This window comes from Mycobacterium sp. 1465703.0 (assembly GCF_001672975.1).
In the GTDB taxonomy this organism is placed as follows: Bacteria; Actinomycetota; Actinomycetes; order Mycobacteriales; family Mycobacteriaceae; genus Mycobacterium.
Genome location: NZ_LZKU01000003.1, coordinates 42,901 through 61,152, shown reverse-complemented (window position 1 = coordinate 61,152; position 18,252 = coordinate 42,901). Strand labels below are relative to the sequence as shown.

The 18,252-nt window shown below is 64.4% G+C and carries 16 protein-coding genes and 1 pseudogene; 8 read left to right on the top strand and 9 right to left on the bottom strand.

Annotated features, from left to right (window positions below; all coding sequences use genetic code 11):
* Nucleotides 1-61: 61 nt before the first annotated feature.
* From A5625_RS00400 to A5625_RS00390, 3 genes and pseudogenes are all read left to right on the top strand, one after another.
* Nucleotides 62-667, top strand: a pseudogene (locus A5625_RS00400) (glycosyltransferase family 4 protein); the annotation flags it as partial.
* A gap of 16 nt (nucleotides 668-683) precedes the next feature.
* Nucleotides 684-1,610: an aldo/keto reductase gene (locus A5625_RS00395; RefSeq protein WP_066988419.1), complete on the top strand. Its 927-nt coding sequence runs from the start codon at nucleotides 684-686 to the stop codon at nucleotides 1,608-1,610.
* The gene (locus tag A5625_RS00390) at nucleotides 1,607-3,310 is read left to right on the top strand and encodes an FAD-dependent oxidoreductase (protein ID WP_066988414.1); all 1,704 of its coding nucleotides are present in this window, start codon (nucleotides 1,607-1,609) and stop codon (nucleotides 3,308-3,310) included. The genes A5625_RS00395 and A5625_RS00390 overlap by 4 nt, the downstream gene beginning before the upstream one ends.
* An 11-nt stretch (nucleotides 3,311-3,321) precedes the next feature.
* Here A5625_RS00390 and A5625_RS00385 read toward each other — a convergent pair whose 3' ends face one another.
* Together A5625_RS00385 and A5625_RS00380 are read right to left on the bottom strand one after the other, a co-directional pair.
* Nucleotides 3,322-4,197, bottom strand: a complete 876-nt coding sequence (locus tag A5625_RS00385; RefSeq protein ID WP_066988413.1) for a hypothetical protein — start codon at nucleotides 4,195-4,197, stop codon at nucleotides 3,322-3,324.
* A complete protein-coding gene (locus A5625_RS00380) occupies nucleotides 4,194-5,318 on the bottom strand; it encodes a Gfo/Idh/MocA family protein (RefSeq protein ID WP_066988412.1) in 1,125 nt (374 codons plus the stop codon). Before A5625_RS00380 ends, A5625_RS00385 begins: the two co-directional genes overlap by 4 nt.
* A gap of 336 nt (nucleotides 5,319-5,654) precedes the next feature.
* On the opposite strand from A5625_RS00380, the gene A5625_RS00375 reads away from it, so the two are divergent.
* Both A5625_RS00375 and A5625_RS00370 read left to right on the top strand, forming a co-directional pair.
* A complete protein-coding gene (locus A5625_RS00375) occupies nucleotides 5,655-6,110 on the top strand; it encodes a polysaccharide biosynthesis protein (RefSeq protein ID WP_066988411.1) in 456 nt (151 codons plus the stop codon).
* Nucleotides 6,107-6,592: a glycosyltransferase gene (locus A5625_RS00370; protein WP_066988410.1), complete on the top strand. Its 486-nt coding sequence runs from the start codon at nucleotides 6,107-6,109 to the stop codon at nucleotides 6,590-6,592. The genes A5625_RS00375 and A5625_RS00370 overlap by 4 nt, the downstream gene beginning before the upstream one ends.
* 8 nt (nucleotides 6,593-6,600) lie before the next feature.
* On the opposite strand, the gene A5625_RS00365 is transcribed toward A5625_RS00370, so the two are convergent.
* From A5625_RS00365 to A5625_RS28820, 7 genes are read right to left on the bottom strand one after another with little or no spacing between them, the layout of a single operon-like run.
* On the bottom strand, nucleotides 6,601-7,659 hold the full coding sequence (locus A5625_RS00365; protein WP_066988409.1) for a glycosyltransferase: 1,059 nt from the start codon (nucleotides 7,657-7,659) through the stop codon (nucleotides 6,601-6,603).
* Entirely contained in the window at nucleotides 7,656-9,617 is a 1,962-nt protein-coding gene (locus tag A5625_RS00360; RefSeq protein ID WP_066988408.1) for a glycosyltransferase, read from the bottom strand. The genes A5625_RS00365 and A5625_RS00360 overlap by 4 nt, the downstream gene beginning before the upstream one ends.
* On the bottom strand, nucleotides 9,614-11,077 hold the full coding sequence (locus A5625_RS00355; RefSeq protein ID WP_066988407.1) for an oligosaccharide flippase family protein: 1,464 nt from the start codon (nucleotides 11,075-11,077) through the stop codon (nucleotides 9,614-9,616). The genes A5625_RS00360 and A5625_RS00355 overlap by 4 nt, the downstream gene beginning before the upstream one ends.
* Before the next feature lie 11 nt (nucleotides 11,078-11,088).
* Complete coding sequence (locus tag A5625_RS00350; RefSeq protein ID WP_066988406.1) at nucleotides 11,089-12,672, bottom strand: sugar transferase; 1,584 nt, start codon at nucleotides 12,670-12,672, stop codon at nucleotides 11,089-11,091.
* Nucleotides 12,657-12,854 (bottom strand): hypothetical protein, encoded by a 198-nt coding sequence (locus A5625_RS28825; RefSeq protein ID WP_156747774.1) that lies wholly within the window; start codon nucleotides 12,852-12,854, stop codon nucleotides 12,657-12,659. The genes A5625_RS00350 and A5625_RS28825 overlap by 16 nt, the downstream gene beginning before the upstream one ends.
* Before the next feature lie 54 nt (nucleotides 12,855-12,908).
* The gene (locus A5625_RS00345) at nucleotides 12,909-14,114 is read right to left on the bottom strand and encodes a PPE family protein (protein WP_066988405.1); all 1,206 of its coding nucleotides are present in this window, start codon (nucleotides 14,112-14,114) and stop codon (nucleotides 12,909-12,911) included.
* A 1-nt stretch (nucleotide 14,115) separates the two neighbouring features.
* Nucleotides 14,116-14,262 carry a hypothetical protein gene (locus tag A5625_RS28820; RefSeq protein WP_156747773.1) on the bottom strand — a complete coding sequence of 49 codons (147 nt, stop codon included), beginning with the start codon at nucleotides 14,260-14,262 and terminating at the stop codon, nucleotides 14,116-14,118.
* Between the two features lie 352 nt (nucleotides 14,263-14,614).
* Here A5625_RS28820 and A5625_RS00340 point away from each other — a divergent pair, with 352 nt between their 5' ends.
* From A5625_RS00340 to A5625_RS00330, 3 genes are all read left to right on the top strand, one after another.
* The gene (locus tag A5625_RS00340; protein ID WP_066988418.1) at nucleotides 14,615-15,292 is read left to right on the top strand and encodes a TetR/AcrR family transcriptional regulator; all 678 of its coding nucleotides are present in this window, start codon (nucleotides 14,615-14,617) and stop codon (nucleotides 15,290-15,292) included.
* A 125-nt stretch (nucleotides 15,293-15,417) separates the two neighbouring features.
* Nucleotides 15,418-16,128 carry a TetR/AcrR family transcriptional regulator gene (locus A5625_RS00335; RefSeq protein WP_066988404.1) on the top strand — a complete coding sequence of 237 codons (711 nt, stop codon included), beginning with the start codon at nucleotides 15,418-15,420 and terminating at the stop codon, nucleotides 16,126-16,128.
* A gap of 108 nt (nucleotides 16,129-16,236) precedes the next feature.
* Nucleotides 16,237-18,243, top strand: coding sequence for a hypothetical protein (locus A5625_RS00330; RefSeq protein ID WP_066988403.1), 2,007 nt, complete (start codon nucleotides 16,237-16,239; stop codon nucleotides 18,241-18,243).
* Nucleotides 18,244-18,252: the final 9 nt, after the last annotated feature.

Below are 18,252 nucleotides of genomic sequence, written 5' to 3'. Positions count from 1 at the left end.
CGCCACCTCGGCGGCGGCGGCACGCGCCTCCTCCGACAACAAGATCGCGTGGTCCGCATGCTTCAACGTGGCGCCCATGGTGCCAACCTCCATCGTGGCCAACCCGGTCGTGATTGATCGAGATGCGCCCGGGGCCGGCTCGACGCGACCCGTGGTGCTTTTCGCGGGCAGCATCGGTGTGCGCAAAGGTGTCGAGACCCTCGTCGCGGCGTGGCGGCTGCTTCTCGCCGAGGGCATCGAGGGGGCTTGTCGCATAGTCGGTCCCATCGACGACTACGCTCCACCGCCGACGGAGCGGTTGACTGTGGAAGGCCCGATAAATCCGGATAGCATCCGCGAGCTGCTGCGGTCGGTGCGGGTGGTGGCACTCCCGTCGTTGGCGGAGGGAATGCCGATGATCCTCACCGAGGCCCTGGCGGGTGCGCGACCGTTTGTGGCAACTCCCGTGGGTGGCACAGCCGACATCGCGCCAGACCCGAATATGCTTGTGCCCGTTGGCGATGTGCCCGCCTTGGCGGCGGCGATCGGGCGGTACCTGCGTGACCCGGGTCTGGCCGAACGCGACGGGCGCCGGGGCCAGGAGCATGTCGCCGCGACGCGTAGCCCCCACGTCATCGACGCCGAGCTTCGCCGGATCTACCAGGGCAGCCGCATTGCAGCGGGTTGAACTTCCCGGACCGCGGCTGAGCGTGAGCGCGGTCGGTTTCGGTTGCGGCGCTCTGTTGCAGTCGCCGTCCCGCAAGGAGCGGATGGCCGTGTTGGCCAGCGCGGTCGATAGCGGCATCACCCACTTCGACACCGCACGGATGTACGGCCTGGGCATGGCGGAGGCCGAGCTCGGGGCCTTCTTGCGCACCGTCGAGCGCGACAGTGTCACTGTCGCAACCAAGTTCGGCATCGACGTCGGTGGCATGACTCGGCGCCTGGGACGGTTTCAGAGTCCGGCACGAGCATTGCTGCGAAAGGCGCCCGCGCTGCGCCGCACGGTCAAGCGGCGCCAGGCGCCGTCCGAGGCCGCCCGGTTCTACGACACGGCCGTCGCGGCGCGCAGCCTCGACCAAAGTCTCGCGGCGCTTGGCGTCGACTATGTCGACATCCTGTTCGTTCACGCCCCCCGTCCTCAGGACACGGTAGCGAGCGATGAACTGCGCGAGTTCTTCGAACGCGCGCGCCAGCAGGGCAAGATCCGCGCCTGGGGCGTCTCGCAGGATGAGGGACTCGAAACGGATTTTGCCCGGGACTTCGCCCCGGAGGGAGTGAGCCAGCTGCGCAGCGACGTGATCAATCCTTCGCCGCGATCTGCCGATCTCGCGTTCGGCGTACTGAACAAGCCATACGCGACGCTCTCGGCAGCGCTGCGGGCCGACCCCGGGTTGGCGGAGCGCTGGGGCGCAGCCCTCCAAATCGACCCGCTCGCTCCCGGTGTGCTGCCCAAGCTCATCCTCGGGTCGTCGGCCACCGCAATGGATTGCCGCGCAATCCTTTACAGCACCACCAAGCCAGAGCGGGTCGCCGAGGCGGCCGGCGCTGTGTCGTCGCCGCCGGATGCGCAGACCACGGCCGGTTTCCTCGCGCTCGTCGAGGAGTTTCACAAGGGCGCTGCGGCGTGATCCGTAAGCCGGACGAGTTCGCCACGAACACGACGATCGAAACCGACGTGGTGGTCGTCGGTGCCGGTCCGATCGGTATCGCGACGGCCCTGGAACTCGCCGGCTCGGGTATTCAGGTGGCGCTGATCGAAAGTGGCCTGCAGCACCCCGATCCAGCAGTGCAGCAGCTGGCGACTTTCGATTCGCGGCAAGACGATTACTTCCATTCGCGTAGTGATCTGACGGTCCGCCGGCAGGTGGGAGGAACATCGGCGCTCTGGGGCGGGCGCTGCGTCAAGTTCGACCCCATCGACTTCGAGGACCGACCCATCACCGCGCACGCACCCTGGCCCATCCGATACGAAGACGTCGAGCCCTACCTCCAACGGGCCTGCGATTGGGCGGTGTGCGGTCAGGCGGCCTTCAATGCGCGTGATATTCCTGAGTTCGCGCACGACGACATGATCCTCGGGCTCCCCGACGGCGACGTGCGCACAACCGATCTCGAGCGCTGGGCCTTGCCGACGCGGTTCGGGCGTGAGTACGGATCCATGCTGCGAGACGCCGGCTGTCTCACGTTGTGGACCGGACTCACTTGCACCGAGATTGTGACGACCCCGGCCGGCGACTCTGTCGACCATCTGGTTGTCAAGGCGCTCGACGGTCGCTCAGGCAAGGTGGTCGCCGCGGACTACATCATCGCGACTGGCGGTTTGGAGGCGACGCGTCTGCTGCTTGCGTCGCAGCGTCATCATCCGGACGGGCTGGGAAACGCGGGTGGGCACCTGGGACGCTGGTATATGTCCCACGTCGAGGCCCGGGTCGCGCGGGTGCATTTCGCCACGGACCAGATCATTTACGCGTACGAACGGGACAACGAGGGGGTGTACGTTCGGCGGCGCTTTACCTTCGATCCCCACCTGCTGCGTGAATACGGAATGCCAAATGCTGCAGTCTGGTTGGTGAACCCGCCGATCAGCGACCCAAGCCACCGAAGTGGAATTCTGTCAGGCGTGTACCTGACCCTGATCTCCCCGATCGGCCGGTTCCTGCTCGCGGAGGCGATCCGTGAGGTGCACACCAAGACGAACGGCTCGCCGCGCATCTTCGAGCACCTGCGCAATATCTTGCGAGATCTGTTCGGTTCGATCCGGTTCGTATTCTCGTTCTCTTACGCCCGGTTCTTGCGAAAAGGCCGCAAGGCGCCAGGCTTTTTCGTGAAGAGCAACGACAATCGGTACCTGCTCCACTACCACGGTGAGCATCTTCCACACTGGGAAAGCCGGGTGGAGTTGACCGACGAGCGAGACGGCCTCGGCATGCCCAGGATTCGTACTCACATGCACTTCGACGAAGCCGATTACGAAAGCGTACGCAAGGCCGTCGTTCTCATCGATGAGCACCTTCGCCGCCACGGCGCCGGATGCGTGGAATGGCTGACCGACGACGTCGAGGGCTCGGTACGCGCCTACCTAGCCGGCAGAGCCGGCTTCCACCAGTCCGGAACGACCCGGATGTCCGAGACTCCGGACACCGGCGTCGTGGACCCCGATCTTGCAGTCCACGGGGTGCGCGGGTTGTACGTTGCGAGCACCTCGGTCCTGCCGACATCGAGCCAGGCCAACCCGACGCTGCTCGGGATCGCGCTGGGTGTCCGGCTTGCTGAGCGCCTGACAAACGCTCGAATACCTTGCACACCAACGGGTTCTACGGCTGACTGAGGGCTCGGCAATCACGTCGGCACTTGCCAGAGTTCGTCGATCAGCGACTTCGTCTGCCGGATGTTGACACGGCTGGACGCGCCGAACACGATCGACTGAATCTGCGGTTGTCTGCAGACGTAATCGATCGCCTCCCGCGGCGGAATCGCACCCGAGGCCAACACGGACATCGCAATCAGCCGGCAGCGACGCTCGCGGATGGTTTTCTGGTAAAGCTCGGTTCCCCCGCACATCCGGAAGCCGATCTTGTTGAAGTTGGTGCACACGATCGGATCTTCGATCCCCTGCCTGTCGAGGGCATCGAGGAGACGGGGAAGGTTCATCGTGATGAAACCCGGCTCGGCGCCGTACTTGAGCTTCACGTGGTCAGAAAACAATCGGAACGCCTCTTCCATCCCCAACCCGAGAAGTAAGTCGGTAACCACGTTTTGAAGGAAGACGACGGGCGTCGACAGTCCAGCGAACATCTTCATCTCGGCATCGACCAAGAGTTCCATCATCGGCTCGATGTCCTTGCCGGCGACGGCCACGCCGCCCTTGAACATCGACCTGACCGCCCCGGTGTCCGGCAAAAATCTGCGCAGTGCCTCGAGGATCCCGAACTCGGTCACGGCATTCGCATACTTGTGCGCATACGGCATGCACGGGTAAAAGACGTAATCGGGGTATTGAGCGGTGTTGGCTCGGAAGTGGTCGCAGATTTCGCCGACACGATAGTGGGTCGTACACATGAACGTGCGGATGCCTTCCCGATAGGCGGCGTCGAGCGTGTCCAGCACAGCCGGGAGGTGCTGGAACCGTATCGCCTGGGCGCGCGCCTTCCCCTCGGACATGTGGTTGACGCCGAAGAATTGATTGTCTCCGAAAAGCACCCGGTCCACGGTCACGATGCCTTCGAGGTGGCGAGTTTCATGATGCGCGCGATGATTTCGCGACGCAACGAGCCCCGTGCCGACCCATTCGCCGCCGTCTGCGATGGCGGCACGGAGCGCGAGGCGAGCGCCGCGCCGGTAATCATCTCGACCACCCGATCGACATCGATCGCGGAGCGAAATGTGTTCTCGCCATTGGTCCGCCGCTGCTTCACGCTGCGGGCGAAATAGTCGATCTGCGCCGAATACTCCTCGCCGCGAAGGTAATACCAGACCTCGTCGGTGAGGTCCGTCGTATAGCGGATCGTCCATCCCTTGGTGAACTCGGGGACCGCGGGGTGTGTCTCCCGAAGATAGATCTGGCACTCCTGCCGGTCGGCGACGATGCGGCCGTTCGTCCCCCACACCGACACCTTTGTCGACATCTTGCGGAAGCTTTCGTCGCTCCAGTTCACGCATAACTGACCGCTCGCGCCGTTGGCATAGCGCATCGTGCAGTAGACCTCGTCGTCGACGTCGCGCGAGAAAATGCTATGGCGGACCACACCGTCGACCGAATGCGGGACGCCGGCAATGAAGTTCATGAGGTCGATCGCGTGGCACGCGTAGTCGTAGAGGGCGCCGCCGCCCTCGCCTTTAACCCCGCGCCATGTGCTTCCTTTTTGGCGGAGGACGACCGGGCCGTGCGCTTCAGAGCGCACGTGGTGTACCCGCCCAAGCGCGCCGGACGCGACAATCCGGGCCGCCTCCTGGAAGGCACCGACAAAGCGGCAGTGGTAGCCGACCTGAGTGACAAGCTGATTGCTCTCCGCCAAAGTCACCAGGCGCTCGCCATCTTTCACATCAAGGACGAAAGGCTTCTCACAGAACACATGTGTTCCGCGCATCAGGGCCGTCTCAACCATCGGGGCGTGCAGCCTCGACGGAACAGCGACCACAACCGCTTCGGCCTTCGTCTCCGTCAGCATCCGATCGAAGTCGTCGTAGCAACGCAGACCGGTGTACTTGGCGAGGATGTCTCGCACATAGCCGGCCGAATCGCAGATACCGACCACGTCGAGGTCTGGGTGCATGCGAAGAATCGCAAGATGCGACAAACCCATCTTTCCCAAACCGACTATGGCCGTTCGAATCATCGGCGGCGCCTCTCACTCACTTTCCGGTCTCGCATCCGCGACTTGTAAAGCTGCGCTGTCAGATCGCAGGAAGAATTCCGTTAGCTACCGGCGCCTTCGGCGCGCTCAAGCCGACAACGAGGACGTTAGCATCCGGGCGGTTGACAATCCGGAGATCTCGTCAAACTCCTTGCTGTCGGTAACATCCACGGCCGGCGCGACGCCTCAACGGCTGTGGGACGGCCACAACGGGAGTTAGTCTTTCCACGGCGGTCTTGGCGAGCAGAAGTTCGGCTCGATCGCCTTCGTGTTCGTGCGTCAAAAGCTTGGTCGCGAGCGCCATAGGTGAGGGGAGACATGGGCCGTCTGCTCCTGATTGCGTCCTCCGGCGGGCATATCTACGAGATGTTCTGCCTGCGGGAATTCTGGGAGGACAAGGATCGGTACTGGGTGAGCTTCCCCACGGCCGACGCTCGCTACCTGCTGCGCGACCAGAAGGAAGTCTATTGGGCGGCGCACCCCACCGTCCGCAACATCCCCAACCTGGTGCGCAATCTGGTTCTGGCGCTGCGGCTTTTGCTCCGCCACCGACCCGCCATGATCTTGACCACCGGGTCGGGTGTGGCCGCCCCCTTCCTCTGGCTGGCCTGGCTGCTGCGGATTCCCACCGTTTTCGTCGAGTCCATCACCCGCATCACCGAACTCTCGCTCACGGCTCGGATGGTGAAGCCGTTCGCGTCCCGCTTCCTGGTGCAATGGCCCGAGTTGGTCGACCGAATCCCCGGTACCGAGTACCACGGGAGGATCGTGTGATCTTCGTGATCATGGGGATGGAGGTGCACCCCTTCGACCGGCTGGCGCGCGCGGTCGACGAGCTGGCCGGAAGTGGCGCGGTGGGGGAGGACTTTTTCGTCCAGCTCGGAACCTGCAACTATGAGCCGCGGCACGCCAGATTCGAACGCTTCCTGTCCTTCGGGGACGTTTGTGAGCAGATCAGGTGCGCGTCGGTGGCCATCACTCACGCCGGGGCCGGATCGACCCTGCTGTGCATCGAGCAAGGGAAGCACCCGGTGGTGGTTCCGCGTCGCTCGGCGCGTGGAGAGCACGTCGATGAGCATCAGCTGCCGTTCGCGGAGAAGTTGCAGCAGGCGGGGCTGGCGACGGTAGCCCGCGAAACAGAGGAGCTTTGGGCGGCCATCGCAGCGACGCGGTTTCGGTCGGTTCCGGCCGATGCGCTGGGCCGGGCCGGCGAGTTGACCGGGTGGCTGGAGACCTTCTGGCGCGGACTTGCCTGAGCATCCCGTCAGCGCCGACGGGCCATTACCTTCGCGATGATCTCCAGAAAGCGATCCGCGACATGCTCGGCGGCGCAACGCCGCGCGTAGTGCCGCGCCGCCGCGGCGCCCTGCCGTGCCGCGACGACCGGGTCGGACAAGAGGTCGAAAGCGGCAGTGAGGCCGGCGATGTCGTCGACACCAACGGGTGCGCAGCCCGCCGGCTGGTATTCGGGCAGACCACCAACGGTCGATACGATCGGCATTACGCCCAGCTGCATGGAGAGCACCTGCACGCCGCTCTGTGACGCGCGCCGGTAATGGGCGACCGAACCTTTCGCGGCGGCCAGCGTCGCGATGACATCGGCGTAGCGGTAACTTCCGTTGCGCCACCGGGTGTGTTTGGGCAGCGCACCGGCGTCCAGTGACCCGTCGCCGATGAGCACCAGGTTGTCACCGCGCCAACCTCCGCCGCCGGTATGTCGCCGCCAGGCCTCAAAGACGATGTGGGTGTTCTTGTACGGATTGAGCCGACCGAACATGACGAAGTCACGGCGTCCTTCGGGCCCCACGAGCGGTGGAACCCGAGGCGGGTCGATGTCGCCGACGAGCGGCACCACATGTACGGGCGTGCCCGCGACATCGCGGCGCGTCGCGACGGCAGCCGCGACATAGTCGCTGTAGGTGACGGTGGCCGCCGCGCGGGCACCCCAGCGGTCGAATACCGCACGCTCGTAAGCGGGTATCTGTTCGTCGGGGTCGTGCGGCCGATCGTCGTGCACCACCTGAATGCGCGGCGCCCACCCGGCCAGCGCGATCCAGCGTGGATCGCGGACCAGCTCAGCGATCACGACGTCGGGCCGGTACTGGCGGACGCGATGCCAGGCCTTGAAGGTAGGGAGCCAGGTCGCGGCCGTGCGAAACCGCGGATCGAGCACCAGCTCGTAATCACGGGCGGCGTCCGACTCCGGGTGTCGATCCGAAGTCACCAGCAGCACCTCGGCCCCCCGCCGCCGCAACGCTTCGGCCTGTACGCGCGCCGCCGACCGCATCCACGGTGAAAGCCACAGCACCCGCGGAGAATTCATAGCACTGCCTTGATCGCGTCGAGGTAGGCGTCCGTCATCGCTTCCACCGTGTAGTGCTTGTTCATGCGCTCGAAGCCGCGTCGACCAACCGAGGGCAAGGCGTCAGGGTCGGCCAGGATGCGGCCCAGGTGGTCTCGCCATCCAGCTACCGATACGGGCTCGACGAGAAATCCCGCCCTTCCGAAATCCAACATTTCCGGGACGGCGCAAATCGCGGACGCCGCAACCGGCACCGACCGGGCCATCGCCTCGAGGATCACCAGCGGGAACGCCTCCGAGCGGCTCGGAACACACAGCAGATCGGCCTCGGCAAGTGCGGTCGCGGGACCGGCTACCCATCCACGCCACCGGACCCGATCGGTCAGCGCGGCAGGAGTGCGCGCCTGCAACCTTTCCCGATCGGGACCGTCGCCGAAAATGGACAGTTGCCAAGGCAACTCAGCGAGGTCGTGGAGAGCCTCGATCAGCACATGCGGATTCTTATGCTCGAGGATGCGCGAAAGCATCACCAAGTGCAGCGGCTCATCGGCAGGCCGTGTCCGCGGGCCGGCGTCGTCGTTTGCGGCGACGCCGTTGGGTGCGATGAATTGCCGGCTCGACAGCCGATGAGTGGCGGCTAGCATGTCCCAATGCCGTTGTGCTAGAACGATGAAACCATCAGCGCGGCGCATCGCGGCGGCCAGCGGCCGCGAGTAGATGGGCCGGTCCTGCTCAGGAGGAACATGTGGGGCGACCAGCCAGCGCCGGTCTTTACCGGCCGCGCGCCACAAGGTGGCAAATCCCGTTTCGGTGTTGGTGTCCCCGGCGATCAGCACCGCCGGACCCTCAGGGATGTCGGCGATCGGTGCCCACCACGGCTGACGTACCACCCGCACGGTCGACGGCATCTCGGAGATCAACGGGCCGAACCGTTGCACGCATACGACGGTGACCGGATACCCGCGGCGGTCCAATTCGGCTGCCAGCAACGCCTTTTGCCGCTCCGCGCCGCCGTATACCAGTCGATTGGTGGTGATCACGATCGCCGGTAGGCTCCTGCGCCGACCGGAGTGGTTGACCTTGTTCGACCGTTGTAATCGCTCCAGCAGGGTGGTAGCGGCCAGGTACACGTCCGCGTGGTGGACGCTGCGTTGATGTTCGAGTAGCAGCGCGGCGTTGGCATGCATCAAGTCCCGGTTACGGCGTTGTTCGGCGCCTTCAGCGCTTACCGGGTTGCCGTGGCCGATGTCGAGTTCGTCGGCCAGCAGGACGCGCCAGCCCGCCGCCCGGGCTCGGGCCTGCCAGTCGGCTGCTTCGCCGTAGCCGAAGAACTCCTCGTCGAAGCCGCCGACAGTGTTCCAGGCCGCGCGATTGATCGCCAGGCAGGTTGCGCTCAAATCGCCGTTGAGGCTTCGTGATTCGGTAGGCTGACGAGCATAGAACTGGGAGAACGGCGTGCGGCGAAGCGAACCGGAGTGACCGGCAGCCGCAGTCAGCGCCCGGATCAGGGTACGGCGACGCTCGGCGACGTCCCACGGCTCGCGTCCCGGAGCGGCGTCGTCAACGGCCAGCGGCGAAACGGCCGCCACCTTGGGTGCGCGCAGCAACTGTCGGGTGCGGGTCAACGGCCCCAGCAGGCGGCTGTGGGAATCCAACAACAACAGGTCGGCGTCGGCGGGTGTGTGTTCCACCAGCGCGTTGCAGGCCGCGGCGAGGCCGGGCTTCCCCGGCCCCGAAATCCAGTGCACCGCGGGGTATTTCGCGGCCAGTTTCGCACGAGCGGGACATCTATCGCCGCTGTCGTGGTAGACATAGACCGGCACCGCAGGCAAATGCTCGGCGATACTGCGGAGGCAGATCTCGAGCGGTTCATGGCTTTGGTAGCTCACGACCAGCACCGCTAGCGAGCGGTTGGACCCCGGGGCGGACGTGCCGGCGACCGGGTGTTTGAGATATGCCCGATCCGTTTCGCGTTTCATGCCTCGAGCTGACTGCGTCGCAAGGACGCCACGTTCGACCAGCGCAACGGGCCGACCGCTGCGCTGGTAGCCAGGTAGACCGCGGCGGCAGCGGCCAGAATCAACACCACATGGTGCCCCGAGAGCGCGAGCGTCGCCAACACGCTGGCTCCGGTCGGAATCAGCAACCGCAACAAGAACATCACCGGCGTACGGTAACCACAGTGACGGCGTAGCCACCAGGTGCTGACCGCCATGTTGAACAATTCCGTGCACACCAGTGCGATGCCGGGTCCGGCGGCGCCGTACCGTCCGACGAGGGCGAGATTGAGTGCAACATTGAGCACCAGGGTGGCCATCGTCAACCAGAACAAGACCCGCTGATGATGGCTGGCTACCAGGCCCTGGCCGAGGGTGCCGCCGACGAATCGCAGTGCCGCCGCGGCGAACAGCAACGCAAGCGTCGGCGTGCCGCGGGCGACGAAGGCCCTGTCGCCGAAGAGAGCGATCAACGGTCCGGCCAGCAGGGCGCCGACGACCGCGACGGGAACCGCCACGAAGTACATCAACTCGACACTGCGGCGCACAAAGCCGGCGAACGCGGCGACGTCCCGGGAAAACAGCTCGGTGGCCGTCGACAGTGTCGACTTGAGGAAGATCAGCGATACCACAATGGTGTTGAAGGCGATGGTGAAGGCCAACCCGTACACGCCGACCTCGGCATGGGTGCTCAGCAAGGACAGGATGACCCCGTCGGCACGGCAGTACAGCAGCCCGACGACCAGGAATCCGATGAGCGGCAGGCTTTCCCGCAACAGGTCGGCGGCCTCACGCGGGGCGAAGATCGGTCGCACCGAGATATGCCGCATCGCCGCGGCGCCCTGGATCAGCAGCTGCACCGCAGGCGGGATGAGTTGCGCGACAGCGAACCAGATGACGTCGGTCCGCGCCGCGACCAATGCGGCGACCATGCCCAGGGTGGCCAGCCGGCCGACGACGTCGGAGATGGCTACCGCGGAGAACCGGACGGTGGCAAGAAATACCGGCTCGAAGCGCGTCACCATGGTCTGCATCAATAGCGCGCCGGAGAGCACGACCAGCATCACCCGCACGTCGGAGTCGTGGTAGATGAGCAACCCGGACGCCGCGGCCAGCACCGCCAGCGGAACGCAGTAGACCAGGGCCAGGCCGCTGTTGATGCGGACCAGGTGCTCGAGGTCGCCGCGGCCGGAGGTCACCCGGCGCACGATCACGGTAGCTATGCCCAAATCGGCCAGGCTGGTCCACATCGCGATGAAGAGAACGGCGATGGAGAGCTGACCATAACGCCCGGGACCCAAATAACGGGCGGTCATCGCTACCGAGACGACCGAGGCCAGCATCCCGAAGGCCCGGCAGATCAACTGGATCGAGAACGCATGAGCCATCCGCGTGAGCGGCACCGAGGACACCACCGCATCAGGTGCCGTCGGCTGGGTCATGGGTCGCGAGCCTAGTAGGCGCCGTGACGTGTCAAGACCGCTTTCACCGTCTTGGCGACAATCACCAGATCACCTGACATCGACCAGTTGTCGACATAAGAGAGGTCCAACCGCACCGACTCTTCCCAGGAGAGGTCCGAGCGGCCGCTCACTTGCCACAACCCGCTGACGCCGGGCTTGACCAACAACCGTCGCTGCACGTCACCGTTGTAGCTGTCGACTTCCCGCCGCAGCGGAGGCCGCGGCCCGACAACACTCATATCTCCCTTGAGCACGTTGATGAATTGCGGCAGCTCGTCGATGCTGTATCGGCGAAGAATTCTGCCGATGCGCGTGACCCGGGGGTCTTCGCGCATCTTGAAGAGCACACCACCGGCGCCTTCGTTAAGCGACAGCAGATGTTCGATCTGTGTGTCCGCGCCATCGGTCATGGTGCGGAACTTCAGCATCGTGAAAGGCTTTCCGTCGATACCGATACGTTCAGCCCGGTAGAAGACGGGCCCCCTGCTGGTCAGCCTGATGGCGATGGCAGCCGCAACCAGCAGCGGCGAGGTAGCGACCAGCGCCGCCAGCGAGAACAAGAAGTCGAAGGCCTGCTTCTGAAAGCGGTGCGCTCCTTCGTATTGCGGCTTTTCTACATGCAGCAGCGGCAACCCGGCGGTGAGACGCAGTGTCAATCGCGCCTCGGTCATGTCCATCACCCCGGGTGACACCACCAGGTCGACGTCCATCGTCTCCAGCTGCCACAACAGCTCCCTGATCCCGTGCATCCCAAAGTGATCCGTCTGCGCCACCGCGACCGTATCCGCATCGCAGCCGCCGATCGCGGTTGCGACCTGGCTATGGTCGCCGAGAATCGGGACCTCACGGCCTCCGATCGTCATGGTATCGCCGCGGGCCGGCCCGTAACCGGGAATGCAGACACCGACCACGACGCCGCCGGCCACCGGATCGCGGGCCAGTTCATGCGCAAGGTGCGAAACCGACTGGCGGTCTCCGATCGCCAGAACCCTGGTCTGGCATTCGCCCTGTGCGTGCTTGCGGCAGAGCTGCTTTCGCCACAGGCTGCGGCTGGCCAGCAGCCCGAAGGTGCCGACGGGAAGCGCGATTGCCAGATAGCCGCGGGCCAGATTGATGTTGGCGAGCAAGGTGACCATCGCGATGATTCCGAACGTCCAGAACGACGCGGTGCCGATCCGCCGGTATTCGTCGATACCTGCCCCGATGATTCGCGTTGAGCGCGTTTGAAATACGGCGAGGGCCGACATCCACAGTGCTGCGAAGAGCAAGGAAAAGAACGTCATCATCGGGTCCGAGTAACCCGATGTGTTCGCAATTTCGCCGAACCGCACGGACTGGGCAAGCAGTACGGACGCGCACACAATCGCCGAGTCGCTGATGCGCAGACGCTGCGAATATCGGTCCTGCCAGCGCGGTATCGCGTGGCCGGCGGCCGAGTGCTCTGCACGGGTGGTTAGCTGCCCGCCGCTGGTTTCGCTGCGATACGAGGACGTGCCGGTCGGCCAGGGCTTCAGCTGTCGCCGGCCGGGCTGGATGACATCCACCGTGTTGGGGTTGATCAACGACTGATGCATGATGCCACCTTCTCGGCTGGTGCCAGTCTGGATTTGCGCGACGGCCAGCTCGCGTCCTGGTCGGAGATGACCATGACCGGTAGCGGCCAGGTGATTCTGAATTTTGTTTGGTGCCAGTGAATCCCGTGCCCGTCGGCCATCATGTGCTGACCGCTGATCTGGTAGGCGTGTAGTTCACTCACCGCTCCTTCTTTGCAACCGGGCCCGCATAAAAACCTGTCCGCTCACGGGATGGCCTACGCGTATCCGGCAGCCGGCGGGCGTGTCATCACGGTCGGGATCACTCCGTATCGGGGCCCGAGGGTCTTGCCCGAGGCGGCCGCCAGTCGGGGTAGCGAGCCCATCACGCTGGGCGGCATATTTGCACCGGCAAGATTGACGGCGGGTAACGCCGACACGGCACCGTTGGCGGCCGGAATGACGCTGGTCCAGCCCGCCGGCACGGCCAGCGGCCCTAACGAGGCCGCACTGCCGAGGCTGCCGAAGACACCGGATCCGAGCGACCCGAGTGCGCCCGCGCCGGTGCTCGCCGCACTTGCGGCCGTCGATGCCGCGGTTCCGGCGGCCGCCATGGCGCCGTTGCCGGCCGCACTCGCCAAGCCTTGTGCGGTCTGTGCCATGCCGAGAATGGAGGACATCCCGTACAGCGGGGTCGCTGCCGCCGAAAAGGCGCTGGGAATGGCGCCGGGGATACCCGACGCGAGGCCTGTCATGATCGACGAATTGGCCGAATCGGTCGCCGCGGCCCCGGCGCTTCCACCGGCGTCGCCGACATCGGTAATCCCGTACCTCATCGGAGATGAGAGCCCCTGCAATGTCTTCGGCACCGAGTTCACCACGTGCGTCAGGTCCGATTGCTGCGATTGCGCGGCGGCCCGCCCGACCGCGCCGGCCTGCCGGTCCATCCCGCTCTCATCGGTCACCTGCGGCGCCGGGTTGAACGGCGTCACCGAGCACGCGGCGGCCGAGCCCGCGGCGTACTCGTACATCGCTGCGGCGTCCTGGGCCCACATTTCGCCGTACTCGGCCTCGGTAGCTGCGATCGCTGTCGAGTTCTGGCCGAAGAAGTTGGTCGCGACCAGCGCCGCGAGCTGGGCCCGGTTGGCGGCGACCGCCGGCGGCGGGACGGTCATGGTGAAGGCGGCCTCGTATACCTCCACGGCGAGCCTGGCTTGACCGGCCGACTCCGCTGCCCGCGCGGCGGCCCCGGCCATCCACGCCATGTATGGCGCGAACGCGGATGCCATCGCCAGCGAAGAGGGACCCATCCAGCGTGCGGTGGTTAACCCGGCGATAACTGAGCGGTAGCAACTAGCCGCGGCATGCAGTTCGGCGGCCAACGCGTCCCAGGCCACCCCGGCGGCCGTGAGTGATAGCGGACCGGGACCGGCGTACATCCTCGTGGAGTTGATCTCCGGGGGAAACGCCCCGAAATCGATCACTTCAGACCCCGGCCGTCAGTAGGGGGAAGCGGCGCGACGGCGGCCAAAAGCTGGAGCCGATCATCCAGACATCGAGAAACCGCTGGTCCGCCGCGACCTGCCGGTCATCTGAGACCGGCGACCAGCGGTTGGCCGTGACGAGCGACATGTGCATCCCCTTACGCGGTTCAGACGACCGAGACAGTGATTAGGGCTTCTGCAAACTGACTATCGCATAATAGCCTACAAAACATACTAATAGTTTGACAACATGGTGTGATGTAGACCTCAGGTATTTACGGGGCCGTCAACCGCGACGACCCGTATGACTGATAACCTCGTTCATGGGCTAGACACTTGAGCGACGCGGGCGTTTGCTCGCTCCGAATCCCAAGAACCGAGGTATGCGTGCCCTGCTTGAGCAAGGCGTCGTTGACGTGGAAGCGGGCGACACCGCCCGCGGCGCCAGCCTGGGCACAAACACCTGCAGCAAAGCCTCCGCCGCGGAGTTCTTTACTGCGATGACCACACACTCGACAGACGGACGCGCGGACACCACCCGGCAACAGATCCTGCGGGCCGCAGCGCACCAGTTCGCCCGACGGCCCTACCACGAAGTCGGTCTCGACGACATTCTGGCCGCGGCTGAACTGACCAAAGGCGCGATGTACTTCCACTTCAAGTCGAAGCACGCGTTGGCGGTCGCGATCATCGACGGCCAGACCGAGGCCGGCGCGGTAGCCGTGCAAGACTTGCTGACCCGCGGCCTTTCCGGGCTCGAGACCCTCATCGACTTTTCGTATCTGATCGCCATCAAAGACATCACGACAGATGTCGTCAGGTCAGGACTGAATCTGTTGGAGTCGATCGGTCTGTCGGACGGCCTACAGGAGAGATTGTTCGATCGATGGATCAAAGCCTTGGCCAGAGTCGCGGAGCGGGCCAAGTCGGAGGGCGACATCAATGAACAGTGCGACCCGCAGGGCATCGGCCGTTTGATGGTCTCGCTGCATATGGGGCTGCGAAAAACCAGCAATCTCGACGAACCGGAGCGGTTCCTGCGCGACCTGGAGATGTGCTGGACGCTGCTGCTCACCGGGATTCTGCAACCGGACCGCAGCGAGTACTTCAGCCAATTCCTGAGGCGGCGTGCGGCGCTCGCAATCAATAGCACTTCGAGCGATGTCCAAGCGCAATAGCGACGAACGCGGGTCGCACGGTCGGATTGCTGCAGTGAGCGCAGACATCCTTGACGTTCTTGCGGGCAAAACGAACGCAGGGGAGCGATCGGTGTATCCGACGAGATTCGGGAGGTGCGGGCACAATGGCGCGCCAGGTCCGATCTGAAGCCACTCGGCGAAAGATCCTCGATGCCGCGATCGAAGTGTTCGGTGAGGTCGGTTATGCCGCGGCCGGATGGAGCACGATCATTGAGCGGACGGGAATGACCAAGGGCGCCCTGTACCACCACTTCGATTCGAAAGAATCGTTGGCCTCCAACCTCATCGAGGAAGGCTCCGACAGGATTCTCAGCGCTTACCGGAATGTCTGCGGGTCGTCATCGCCGGGGCTGGAGAACATGGTGCACGGCTCGTTCACGATCGTCGAAGTGTTGGGCTCGGACAAGATGGCCCGGGCGGCCGCGCAATTGGCTACTGCGTTAAGCGGATTCAACGAGGCCGCGTCGCGCTTCTACGCCAACCTGGTGCTCGAGACGGCGCAGGAGGCGCACCGCGCAGTCAAAGAAGGAGACCTGCGGAGCGACGTCGAACCGGACGTGCTGAGTGCGTCGATCGTGGGCACCATCTCCGGGATGCGGTTGATAGCTACCGCGATATCCAGCCACGGCCGAATCGGGGACATCGTCGGCGACCCCTTTGCGCGTTTGCATCAGATATGGGAGCTGCTGCTGCCCGGCATTGTCTCGGAAGCGTCGTTGCCCTACTTCCAGCAATTCCTGCGGCGCGAAGTAATGCGTCATACCGCGGCCAGCGCTCCCCGCGGCGATGCGGCAGCGGAATCGGAATCCGATTAGGCCTCGACGAGAGTCCGGGCGCCGGGCATCTCGAACAGGTGATGCGCGATGCCTTTTCGCGTTCGCCGCGGCCGCAAATCCGTTATTGGGGTTAAAGCGCTTTCAACAATGCATACTGTTCCGGTGATCTTCCGGAAATCTTTCGGTCGAGTAATTGTGCTGGCCGGTATCGTCGGATTCTTGGTGATGAGTGCTCCAGCGTCATGGGGCGCGCCCGCTGACCCTCCCACGGCGACGGACTCGATGACGACGCTGGCGTTGGCCGACCTAGGGTCTCCCGCCACCCTGGAGTTCTGGGGCTTGACGAACAGCGTGCAGCTGACGCTGCCGGTGCTGCACGGTCTGACACCGACCGCCCTCAACACGACGGTCGAACTGCCGATCAATCTACGATCCGGATTGATCACCGTAACGCAGGGTGATCGCACCATCACGAGACTGAACCTGCCCACCAGCGATCAGGCCCCGATCGTCATTCCGCTCACCGGCGCCGAGGTGATCGACAATTCGTTGACCGTAATGGTGCGTGCGTATCTGGTGCCATTAGACGGATTTTGCTTGTATCCGGAGAGTCCGCTGCGGCTGACCAACGGGACGGTCACCTACACCGGTACTGAACTGCCGCCCACCACGGTGTCCCATTTCTTGCCGCCGGTGCTGCGAAAGCTGACTATCTATTTGCCGCAATCGCCGTCGGTAGCTGAGTCCGACACGGCAATTCAACTGGCCACCTCGACCGCCGCACACTACGGCCAACAGGCTCCCGATATCGTGGTCTCCCCGTTGGTGGAAGGGCTGGCGGCGCCACCGACGCCGCCGCAACCACTGGAACGTCAGGTCGTCATCAAAGAGGGGCCAGACAACGGGCTCAGCCTGCAAGGCTCGACCGGTGTGCCGTGGCTGCTGATTTCAGGACCGCTGAACCGATCTGACGAACCGGACACCGCGCTGTTGTTCAGCGACCTGTCGGATCTGGCCCTGACATCCAAGGTGTCGGTGGAATCTCCCAGGCCGAAAGTGCAACTACCGGGCGACGCCATCACACTGCGCGAACTGGGCCAGTCCGTCGTCAACGTGACTGCGCTGCAACCCCGGGTGTCAATCGGACTGGACCAGACGAGGTTTGGCAGATCCATTCGATCGGTGCGTGTTCATCTGCAGGGTTCTTACACTCCGACCCCTAACAACATCGGCGGCCAGATCGCGGTCACGATCGGCCGCGAGACCATCGACCACTGGCCGACCGATGGACACGGCAACATCGATCGATGGGTCGACGTGCCGGACCGGCTGCTACAGCGATATACCAGTGTCGATTTGGTTTACGATGTCGCGGGCAACATCGGACATTGCGGAGACTTTTACACCGCCGGGCCGGGAAACCAGCTGCTCACGTTGAACATCAGCGGCGACAGCATCATTCAGAGCAACCCTGCCGCACCGCCGGTACCGGATGGTTTCCAATCGGTGCCACAAACACTGATGCCCCGCGTTCAGGTGGGTATCGCGGAGCACTCGTTGATTGACACGGTGCGCGCGCTCGACATCATGGTGGGCCTGCAGCGAATGAGCGCGATACCGATCGACACCAGCGTCACCAGCCTGAAACAAGCGATCGATTCCTCGAATCCCGCACTACTGATTTCCGCCGACGGGTGGAACCAGTCCGACGTGGTGCTGCCGGTGACCGCCGGGCCGAGCGGCCCAATCACGGTCGGTGCTGTCGGATCGGGGGACAAGCCCACCAAGCTCACGTTGGACCCGGTGCTGCGGTTCGCTTCTCTCCAAACGGTTTTCAACCGTGGTCGGTCACTGCTGATCGCGACGTCCAACGGAGCGCCCGGACAACTTGACGAGCTGATCAGGTGGCTCAAGAGCGACAACAACAAGCACTGGCAAAGACTCAAAGGTGTTGCGGTGGTGTCGGTGCCCGGACAAGACCCGGTGACCGTCGAGCGTCCCACGTTGGCTGGCGGTGTGGCCCCCGGGGGATCCGGTACTCATTCCGACCTCGACTGGCTGTGGTGGTTCGGCGCCGGTTGGGTCGCTGTGGCCATCGTCGGTGCAGGAGTGATCGTCTGGCGGGTAAGGCGCGAATCATGGCGGCGCCGATAGCGTTCGGCC